Origin of the sequence: Pricia sp. (genome assembly GCF_041745955.1) — a bacterium.
Classification (GTDB): Bacteria; Bacteroidota; Bacteroidia; order Flavobacteriales; family Flavobacteriaceae; genus Pricia.
In genome coordinates this window covers 1-10,004 of the sequence record NZ_JBGTHY010000037.1, presented here as the reverse complement: position 1 = coordinate 10,004, position 10,004 = coordinate 1, and the positions used below count along the sequence as shown (strand labels likewise).

Genomic DNA, 10,004 nt, shown 5'->3' with positions numbered 1-10,004 from the left:
TTTTTCGTAAAGGGATTCGACCAGAGACCTGCTTGTATCCGATGAATGATCATTCACCGCCAGTACTTCCCAGTTTTTATAGGTTTGTCGACACACTGAATCCAGGCAATCCTTAAGAAACTTTGCGTTATTTTTAAAAGGGATAAGGATGCTTACCAAAGGATTTTTCATGGTCGGCAAGGTATAAAAAGCAGACGAAAATCCGATTTGCAGCGCCTCGCAAATTCCTAGATATGAATTATTCCAAGAAATCCTTTTAAGAAACAGAAAAAGCTTTCTATATTTGCGCTCGCATTGGAGAAATGGCAGAGTGGTCGAATGCGGCAGTCTTGAAAACTGTTGAGGGTCACACCTCCGGGGGTTCGAATCCCTCTTTCTCCGCTAGGTAGTGTCAAAACGCTACAGATAACCCTGTAAATTATTAATTTACAGGGTTTTAATTTTTTTTGCATTCAAATGAATTCATTTGATATCATGTTAAATAGTGCCCAATTCGGTGTCAGTCAGAATTCTTCACCCAAGTGACACCTATCTACATATAAATTATTGTTAATCAACACGTTGAAAGGATTGCTTTTTGATATTTTTTTCCTAACTTCAAGGGAAATAACTGTTAATTAGGTGTCAGTTCGGAAGTGCGGCAATTAAATGGCTACTTAGCCCAGATGCGCACCGATTTATACAAACTGGCCGAGAAGTTTAAGGAAGATGATTTACACCAAACGGCAATTTCTTTACGAGATGCCTATTTAGAAAAAGACTAGAAGTACAAAATGCTATTGGAGATTTTCCAAGAGCACAACAACCAGGTTGATAGTTTGGTCGGTCAGGATTTTGCCGAAGGTACAACGGAAAGGTATCGGACGGCCAGGAGTCATTTGGCAGAGTATATTCCACATGATTATCGAAAGAAGGACATGCCAGTAAAGCAAGTTGACCATGCTTTCATTACAGGTTTTGAATATTATCTAAAGACCAAGCGTAAGTGTAGCCACAATACTGCCATCAAATACGTGGTCAATTTTAAAAAGATTATCCGTATAGCTGATGCGAATGGCTGGATTGCCAAAGATCCCTTTGCAAACTATAGGGTGCGCTTAAAGAACGTAGAGCGTGAATTTTTAACCACCGAGGAATTACAGCAGTTAATGGATACTCCTTTCCAACACCAACGCTTGGAACATGTAAGGGATTGCTTCGTTTTTTGCTGCTTTACTGGTTTGGCCTACGCTGATGTGAAAAAATTGACTCATGATGATTTCGTTACAGGCATCGATGGAGAACTGTGGATAAATTCTAAACGTACTAAGACCAAGACAAAAAGTAATATCCCGGTGCTACCTACCGCCTTAATGATTTTGGAGAAGTATGAGAATAGTCCAAATTTGATTAACGACAAGGTTCTTCCAGTACTGAACAACCAAAAAAGGAATGCCTATTTAAAGGAGATAGGGGTTCTTAGTGGCATAAAAAAGAATCTCACGACCCATTTAGCTCGCCGCACCTTTGCAACTACGGGAACGCTTTCAAATGGTGTCTCTATTGAATCGGTAAGTAAGATGCTCGGGCATAAATCGCTACGGACTACCCAGCACTATGCCAAAATTTTAAATCGAAAGGTGAGCGAGGAAGTTGCGCGAAAGATTGAAAAATAAAAGTTTAAAACGATTTTATCGCTCGCGTTTATTTATCGCTGTATGTAAGTTCTTTCCGAAAGATATTTTTCATTTTGCGACCTCCTGGAGCAAAAGCAAGATTGTCATGACAATGACACATCATGAATTCTCTTTTTTCGTAAAAAATTTATCGTAAAATGGGGACTGCGAAGGTTTTTTACGAAAAAATCAAGGAAAAAGGAGTGAAGTAAAACGTTTAGGTATCTGAAAATCATAACGTTAGATAAAATAACATCGCTTTAGCGTGTTATCCTCTTGTTTCTTCGAACCTAACATTAATCAATTCACAAAATACTTTGGCATATCAAAACAAAACCTATTAGCAAAGTGAATTGCAAATAGCAAAAGTGGCTAAATATTGAAGAAGAGGACTTGGAGAGAGACTGTTTTGGCTCTTGAAACCCAAGTTAATTTAAAGTTTTGTATCTTGAATGACAATGGTTCAAACAGCAAACAAATGCACTTATGATAACCGTATTTTTTACTTTATTCGCTCTGTTCAACCCTATTTCTGATCCTGATCCGTTATTCAAAGCTCAAATAATCGATGCCAATATCGCCATCGGCTATGGCCTTGCCATCGGCGATGTAGATGGCGATAAAAAGCCCGACATACTACTAGCGGATAAAAATGAATTCGTGTGGTACAGGAACGGCGACTGGAAGCGCTTTGTGATGATAGAAAACCTTACTGCCTCTGACAATGTGTGCCTTGCCGCCCGCGATATTGATGGTGATGGCAAAGTGGAAGTAGCTGTGGGTGCTCAATGGAATCCTGGTGAAACAAGCGATGATATGGCATCGGGGAGTGTTCATTACCTTATCAGACCAGAGGATCCCACAAAAAAATGGACGGCCATAAAGCTCCACCACGAACCGACTGTTCACCGGATGCACTGGGTCCGGACTGCTGATAATAATTATCAACTTGTCGTATTACCGCTGCACGGCCGGGGTAATTCAAATGGTGAAGGCAAAGGTGTGAAGGTTTTTGCCTATCAAATGCCAAATAATCCAACCGAGCCCTGGAAATTATCGCTCATCGATCAAACGATGCACCTCACACACAATTTTGATATGGTTGACGCAGCAGCATCTGAGCAGATGTACATCAGTGGCAAGGAAGGTATAAAAGTTTTTACATACCAAAACCAAAATTGGATAACCCCGGATACTGGAATTATATCAGGGTATAGTTTTGGGGAAGTTCGCGTAGGACAAATTGATGACAAGCGTTTTGTCACAGGCGTGGAGTCCATGCATGGTAATGAGCTGACAGTTTATCTACCGGGCAGCAACCAACGTATTGTGCTCACCGATGAACTTAATCAAGGCCATGCCCTGGCAACTGAAGATTTTCTCAACTCCGGTATCGATCAAATTGTAGTCGGTTGGCGTAAGGCAAATGCCAACCAAGAGATAGGTATCAAGATCTTTGTAGCTACTGATTCTCAAGGTACCCGCTGGAAGAGCCATTGGGTCGATAAAAATGGGATGGCCTGTGAAGACCTAAAAGTAGCTGACCTGAATGGAGATGGCAAAATGGATATCATCGCAGCCGGAAGGGACTCACACAATTTAAAGATTTATTGGGGAAAATAGCAGTGTGCTCAACAAAAGACTGGATTTTGAAGCCTTCCCTAGAAAAAAGGACAGTTTAAAATTCAAATTTATTGATTTTAGATTTTAACTGTTACATGAACAAAATGCAAAACATGGCGGACATCTTCAAAACACCATTTATGGGGTCTGGGTATGAGCAAACTAAATCTTGCCCCGGATAAAGAACTTAGTATCCCAAGGGCTTTGTTTGCCACCACAGAGACTATTTTTAATGAAGATATTGAGCGTTTGGAAAATCTGTACTCCCGAAAAGATATTCTAAAAACGTTAAAGACAACCAAAGAACGTATCAGTAATACGGTTTGTGATTGGGGGCTAAAAAATACCATGCCAAGCCTTTCATTCGGTTTGCCCTATGAAGTCTGTTAGCCTTAAACCCCTAAAACAATACTGGCATCGATACCGAGCTTTACGCTAATATCCCTTGCAACTTTTAAAGGGGGTTCGCTCTTGCCGGTCAAATATTCGCTTACCCTTGAAGTACTTACCCCCAAAAGTTCGGATAGGCGTTTTTGATTCAATCCCATTTCCGCCATTCTCAATTTAATGACCTCGACAAGTGAGGGTTTTTTGACGGGATAGGTACGTTCTTCGTAATCTGCCACAAGGTCGGACAATAGATTTAACTCAATATATCCCTTTGCATCCTTGTTTTCGATGTTATCGGCATCCTGCAAAAGAACTTCGATACGTTCAATAATGGCGTTATATTCCTTAACTGTTTTGATCATGGTCAAATGGTTTTAATATCCTTAATCCTGTCGTAATCAGAATGGGTACCAATAAAACGTATGTACACTTTTTTGGCATTGAACGAAATTATGGCAACAAGTCTATAATCGTTTCCCTTAATATTGAATACATAACGATTGTTGCCTACATAGTCAACGCTGTTAAAGGTTTGCCTAATATCGTTGAAATCGTTCCATTGTTTTGCCGTTACCGTGTGATACCAAAAGTTCAAGACATTTTCGGATGCCGCATGTTTTTCCGTAAACTCCTTTATTCGCTTATAGGTAACAATGCGCATGCTGGATTTCTTTATAGCAAAGATACTACCAAATTTTGTAAAACGAAATTTAATTACGTATTTTGTAATTAATTTGTTTTATTTGTACCTTTCAGGAGCTTTTTTTGGCACCTGTTTAAAAACAGATCAACCTTTTCAGACGTAAGGCTTTGTTAGGTTTTCAGTCTTAGAGCTTTTGAGATGAACCAATATGGACTTCAAGTCCATAGTGGTTCATTTGAAATTCTCCAAGATTTATCGATGGCATAGCATATTGATTCAAAAAAATAGGAATCGTCATTTCGTGGATCTATTTAAGTCAATCATTATCTTTATAGGGATAGACATTTTCGATTTTAGCATTATATTTTGTTTAAATTCTATGAAAATGCGCTTTTTAGGTTATGTGCTTATTTTATTCTCCACATTTGTGCTGGCACAGCATTCGACAGTGGATACCTTGCCGCCTCCGTTTGCGACGAAATCAGTTTCCAATTTTTCGAAGGTCATGGGATGGGAAAATGGGAGAACGCCCAAGGCCCCAAAAGGTTTTAAAGTGACGAAGTATGCCGATGGTTTTGAAAACCCAAGGTGGTTGTACGAACTTCCCAATGGCGATATCCTTGTCGCCCAAAGCAATTCGAACTATGGATTTTTCAAACAGATCGGCGCATGGATCATTGGGGCCGGAAAATCAAAAAACCTAAAGCATAGTGCAGATGTCATTACCTTGTTAAGGGATAGCGACCAAGATGGTATACCGGACGTGCGAAAAACTTTTTTGGAGCATGGACTGAACCAACCTTTTGGAATGCTCGCTTTAAAGGATTCTTTTTACGTTGCCAATACCGATGCCCTGATGCGATTTCCATACAAAAGGGGCGATTCACAAATAGCCGGTTCCGGAGAGCAGATGGTACAACTGCCCGCTGGAAAGGTGAACCAACACTGGACACGGAATATAATTGCAGCTAAAGACGGTTCCAAAATATATGTGGCCGTAGGTAGCGGAACCAATATCGCCGAAAAGGGCATCAAAAAGGAATTTATGAAAGCCAGTATTCTTGCTTATGATAGGGATAGGGGCGAATTGAAAATCTATGCTTCCGGTCTCCGGAATCCCGTCGGGATGGATTGGGAACCGGAGACCGGAAATTTATGGACGATCGTAAACGAACGCGACGGTCTGGGGAACAATCTAGTGCCCGATTACCTGACCAGCGTTGAAAAGGACGGATTCTATGGATGGCCCTATTCGTATTTCGGAATAGACGATCCAAGGGTTGAAATCAAAAATCCGGAACACCTTCAAAAAACAATTGTTCCTGATTTCGCTTTGCAAAGCCATACGGCATCCCTTGGCCTGGTATTTTATACTGGAAATAGCTTTCCACAAAAATATCATGGCGGAGCCTTCGTCGTACAGCATGGGTCTTGGAACCGGAAAGAACTGTCAGGCTATAAAGTAGTGTTTGTTCCGTTTGAAAATGGGAAACCATCAGGGAAGCCGGAAGACTTTTTGACTGGATTTGTCGTAAATCCAAATGAAGACAAAGTATATGGCCGTCCGGTATGTGCGATCATGACCGAAGAGGGCTCGTTATTGATTACCGATGATAAGACAAATACGATTTGGCGAATAAGTGTGGAATACTAATGCTTCATTAATCTAAACACTTCGAGAAAATAAATAATTACATGACAGAAAAAAAACTTAAACGCCGACGCTACAAAAAAAAACGTTACATAGTTCCAGTAACAATAATTGCGATTTTGTTACTGTGCAGATTGCTTTTGCCCTTTATGGTCAAAAATTATGTAAATGGAGTACTGGCGGATATTCCTGGTTATTATGGACAGGTTGCGGATATTGATATCGCTTTGATTCGGGGAGCCTACACCATTGATGGTTTGTATTTGAACAAAGTAAATGCAGGCTCCCAAGTACCCTATCTCGATTTTGAAAAGACCGATATTTCGGTGCAGTGGAAATCCCTTTTTGACGGCAAGATCGTTAGCGAGGTCATAATGACGCGGCCCAAACTTATTTATGTTTTTGAAGACCAACAAGATTCGACCGGAACCGAACCGGAGGTGGAAGATTGGTCAAAAGCACTCACGGATTTGGTGCCTATCGACATTAACCAACTGGAAATTATCGATGGTGCCGCGGCCTTTGTGGAGCTACAGGCAGATCCGAATATCGACCTGAACCTGAAAAACATAAACTTGATCGCTACCAACTTGCGCAATGTGGTCCAAAAGGAAAGAACCTTGCCCTCTGAAGTGCATGCAACCGCCATATCAATAGGAGATGGAAATATGAAACTCGATGGCAAAATGAACCTGGTTAAACAAATTCCCGATATGGATATCGCATTTTCTTTGGAAGGGGCAAACGCCACGGCCCTCAACGATTTTACAAAACATTATGCAGAAATCGATTTTGAAAGTGGCACCTTTGAGGTTTTTGGCGAGGTTGCCATAGCCGACGGTTTTCTTAAAGGCTCTATTAAACCCATCTTGAAGAACGGAAAACTTCTGGGCAAAGAAGACGGATTTCTGGAAACCTTATGGGAAGGTTTTGTCGGGTTCTTCAAATTCGTTCTCAAAAATCAAAGGAACGATACCTTAGCCACAAAGGTTCCGCTAGAGGGCGACCTTAACAATGTGGGAACCAAAATGTGGCCTACCGTTACCAATATCTTTCAGAATGCCTGGATCAAGGCATTTGAGGGCGTAGTGGATGACGATATCGATTTCAAGGATGCCGAGGCAGGTGCGGATAAAGTGGATAAAAAAGAATCCCGAAAGGAGGCGCGTCGAGAACGGCGCGATGAAAGAAAAAGTCAGCGGGAAGATCGCAGAACGAACGGCTCCAAATAATGTTGAGCCTGCACGGAATCCTATAAATTCAATATTTTCACAAAATTATTTCCTTGCTTTGTTCTATCTTTTGCATTAAGATAGGGTCGTCGGCCATATAGGCTTCCATTTCCATGAAGCAGGCCGAGGCCAATTTTTCTACGTCTACCAACGCAAAAAAGAGCGTTCCCCCTTTATCGGATTTCATAGCATTAAATTCCGGAATTTTCTTTCGGATAAGGAATAACTGTGTCAAGTAGTCTATAGCGGTAAGCGCAGTTCCGGGATCGTTAATAGCAGGGGAACTTGCCTTTACGGCGACTTCGACCAAATGTTTAAAGCCGATTTCAACAACGTCAATGGCCTCAACGCGGTCGATGCTGATGCATCTCTTTATTTTATTCAGTTGCTTTTTGCCGATTTTTGCAGATGTGGCCAAAACCGGTTCATTTTCTAAAACGAAACTTCCCATTCTTTTGAGCAGTTTGAAGTCCACTTCGATTTTAGCTGAGATAGAAATCAATTTTTTCAATCGTATTTTATTTAGGTATCCACATTGTTCAAAGGCTATCTTGTCGGCCCACTCGATATCTGAAGTTCTAGAAACACATGTATATTTCAAATCCATTAATTCCACTAGATTCCTTTTTGTGTTCAAAAAGGATTTATGCAGTATGTAGTTGACCTGAATGGTCTGTGATACACTATGTATGAAATAAATAAATAATAGAATGCTTACTGCGCCCATGAGAATGGCCAAAGGTGCGGCGACAGGAGGGAAATCGATGTTGTTTTCACTCGAAATAAATACCGCCATGACCAAAGCATAAATTAGGATCCCGCTGGTTACTCCCAAAATAACTTGTTGATTTTTTTCCCGGAGGATAAGGGGGATCAATCTTGGCGAATAATTGCTGATGCTACGGTTCAATACGTTCATTACCATAGTAAACGTGAAAATGGTAAGCGTGAAAATTCCACCTATGGTAAATGATAGTATAAACTTTATATTCTCTGGATTCTTAATGGCCAATTGTGGATATTCTTCAAGCAAATCTGGTTGGAGAATAACGAGGGAAACGGCCAAAATTGAAAAACCTATCGCAATACAGAATGTCAGGAAGGAGATGCTGTTGTAGATGCGACGAATAAATGGAAGAAATTTGAACATAGAATTTTGAGTGTTTTGATTGCGAAGATATGGGTTTGATAGAATTTTGACGAGTTTTCTGATTTCCTTAGATTCGCTTATTCGGCTATAATCCATCAAAATCGAATTGCCCAATGAATAATAATATATTGTATAACCTTCAGAGACGATTGATTTGGTTTATCTTGACCACAAATAGAAAAATATGATTACGATTGAAGTAAATTCACTTCCCATAGCTGAGGTAATGCGTGATATTTCAATAGCTTTTACTACTACGTTCAGTGAAAGCTGCGGAGAATACTTTCTTGATATTCCCGATCATATCGGTACAGGAAATATTCGTGGGATCAACTTTGATGGGGGCATGGGTATCGTTCAGTACGATTGTCTCTTCCATGAAGATGTAGAATTTCAATTTACGGTCAACGAAGTGCATCCCCTGAAATTTTTGTATTGTTTGGAAGGTACGTTAAGGCATAGGTTCGAAAATTCGGAACAGATTCATAAAATTGTTCAATATCAAGAGGCCATAGTAGCCAGTGATCTGTTGAATGGACACATCCTACATTTTAGCGCCGACACGCAAACGGTAATCAACAGTTTGGAGATTACCCGAAAAATATTCCAGCAAAAAATAGAATGCGATCTGGTCACTATGGACGATACCCTTCAAAACCTTTTCAATGATATAGAAGCTAAAAAAACCTTTTATCACGATGGTTTCTACAGTCTGAAATTGGCCGATCTCTTTCGTGAAATGCAATCCTTTGATGGAAAGGATTTTTTGCGAAAATTATTTTTAGAGGGAAAAGCCTACCAAATGTTGACCAGGCAAATACTCGAATACGAAGACGATTTGGGGGATTTAAGTAACCGGAGTATTCTTCGCCGTACGGAGGTTGTACAAATAGAGAAGGCTGCAAAACTCATAAAGCACCGGATTTCAGACTTATATACCATAGACTGGATTGCCCTAGAAGTAGGTCTGAACGCCAACAAACTTCAAGAAGGGTTTCAGGACCTTTACGGTGTTACGGTCAATAGGTTCATTCAAAAAGTACGTTTGGACCTAATTAAGGATTTCATACTAAATACGGACCTTAACATGTCCGAAATCGCAAATAGGGTGGGGCTGTCGAGCAAAAGTTATCTCTCAAAAATTTTCAAGGCAGAATATGAGACCACACCTTCGGAATACAGAAAACATTATATCGATTCCCTTCTTAAAAAAAGGGCGACTGAAAAATAAGATTCTGTCTCAAAACGCCCTAAATTAATTTTGCGATTTTAGTATTTCGGCGCAAATTAAGACACTTTACCGGATTATATTGACATTATAACCCATATATACCCACACCTCGTTTTTGAATCAAAAAATGAATTATTTTAGATACATGTTCAACCCTTAATTCAAAAATCATGAGAGACATTGTATGGATCATCGTAGTAATCTTGGTAATCGGCTGGCTGGTCGGCTTTATGGCATTTCCCGACGTGGGGGGGATTATCCACATTATTCTAGTCGTTGCCGTAATACTGGTAATTTACAAACTAGTGACCGGCAGAAAGGTTTGATTGGAGTACACCGGGGCGGCCCGACAATGATTATGAAGGATGAAAGTCAGTAAGTTTACCAAGCGCGCCCTTTTGGGCGGCGGAATATCCCTGGCCGTAATTC

11 protein-coding genes and 1 tRNA gene are annotated in these 10,004 nt (G+C 40.4%); 8 read left to right on the top strand and 4 right to left on the bottom strand.

From position 1 onward, the window contains the following. Positions 1–171, bottom strand: a 171-nt coding sequence (locus ACEW8S_RS01315) for a glycosyltransferase family 2 protein (protein ID WP_373516389.1), incomplete at its 3' end; no start/stop codon positions are given. A gap of 125 nt (positions 172–296) precedes the next feature. On the opposite strand from ACEW8S_RS01315, the gene ACEW8S_RS01310 reads away from it, so the two are divergent. From ACEW8S_RS01310 to ACEW8S_RS01295, 4 genes are all read left to right on the top strand, one after another. After that, positions 297–381: transfer RNA gene (locus ACEW8S_RS01310), tRNA-Ser, on the top strand. 392 nt (positions 382–773) lie between these two features. Beyond that, positions 774–1,655 (top strand): site-specific integrase, encoded by an 882-nt coding sequence (locus tag ACEW8S_RS01305; protein WP_373516388.1) that lies wholly within the window; start codon positions 774–776, stop codon positions 1,653–1,655. A gap of 486 nt (positions 1,656–2,141) precedes the next feature. Further along, the gene (locus tag ACEW8S_RS01300) at positions 2,142–3,278 is read left to right on the top strand and encodes an FG-GAP repeat domain-containing protein (protein WP_373516387.1); all 1,137 of its coding nucleotides are present in this window, start codon (positions 2,142–2,144) and stop codon (positions 3,276–3,278) included. A 153-nt stretch (positions 3,279–3,431) separates the two neighbouring features. Continuing rightward, positions 3,432–3,668, top strand: coding sequence for a hypothetical protein (locus ACEW8S_RS01295; protein ID WP_373516386.1), 237 nt, complete (start codon positions 3,432–3,434; stop codon positions 3,666–3,668). Between the two features lie 2 nt (positions 3,669–3,670). On the opposite strand, the gene ACEW8S_RS01290 is transcribed toward ACEW8S_RS01295, so the two are convergent. After that, positions 3,671–4,030, bottom strand: a complete 360-nt coding sequence (locus ACEW8S_RS01290) for a type II toxin-antitoxin system HigA family antitoxin (RefSeq protein ID WP_373516385.1) — start codon at positions 4,028–4,030, stop codon at positions 3,671–3,673. Between the two features lie 2 nt (positions 4,031–4,032). Then, positions 4,033–4,329, bottom strand: coding sequence for a type II toxin-antitoxin system HigB family toxin (locus ACEW8S_RS01285; protein ID WP_373516384.1), 297 nt, complete (start codon positions 4,327–4,329; stop codon positions 4,033–4,035). A gap of 367 nt (positions 4,330–4,696) precedes the next feature. On the opposite strand from ACEW8S_RS01285, the gene ACEW8S_RS01280 reads away from it, so the two are divergent. Then, positions 4,697–5,965, top strand: coding sequence for a sorbosone dehydrogenase family protein (locus ACEW8S_RS01280; protein ID WP_373516383.1), 1,269 nt, complete (start codon positions 4,697–4,699; stop codon positions 5,963–5,965). A 41-nt stretch (positions 5,966–6,006) separates the two neighbouring features. Then, entirely contained in the window at positions 6,007–7,194 is a 1,188-nt protein-coding gene (locus ACEW8S_RS01275) for a DUF748 domain-containing protein (protein WP_373516382.1), read from the top strand. A 37-nt stretch (positions 7,195–7,231) separates the two neighbouring features. Here ACEW8S_RS01275 and ACEW8S_RS01270 read toward each other — a convergent pair whose 3' ends face one another. After that, complete coding sequence (locus ACEW8S_RS01270) at positions 7,232–8,344, bottom strand: DUF2254 domain-containing protein (RefSeq protein WP_373516381.1); 1,113 nt, start codon at positions 8,342–8,344, stop codon at positions 7,232–7,234. A gap of 184 nt (positions 8,345–8,528) precedes the next feature. Here ACEW8S_RS01270 and ACEW8S_RS01265 point away from each other — a divergent pair, with 184 nt between their 5' ends. After that, positions 8,529–9,575, top strand: a complete 1,047-nt coding sequence (locus ACEW8S_RS01265; protein ID WP_373516380.1) for a helix-turn-helix transcriptional regulator — start codon at positions 8,529–8,531, stop codon at positions 9,573–9,575. A 170-nt stretch (positions 9,576–9,745) separates the two neighbouring features. Next, positions 9,746–9,901, top strand: a complete 156-nt coding sequence (locus ACEW8S_RS01260) for a lmo0937 family membrane protein (RefSeq protein ID WP_373516379.1) — start codon at positions 9,746–9,748, stop codon at positions 9,899–9,901. Positions 9,902–10,004 lie beyond the last annotated feature (103 nt).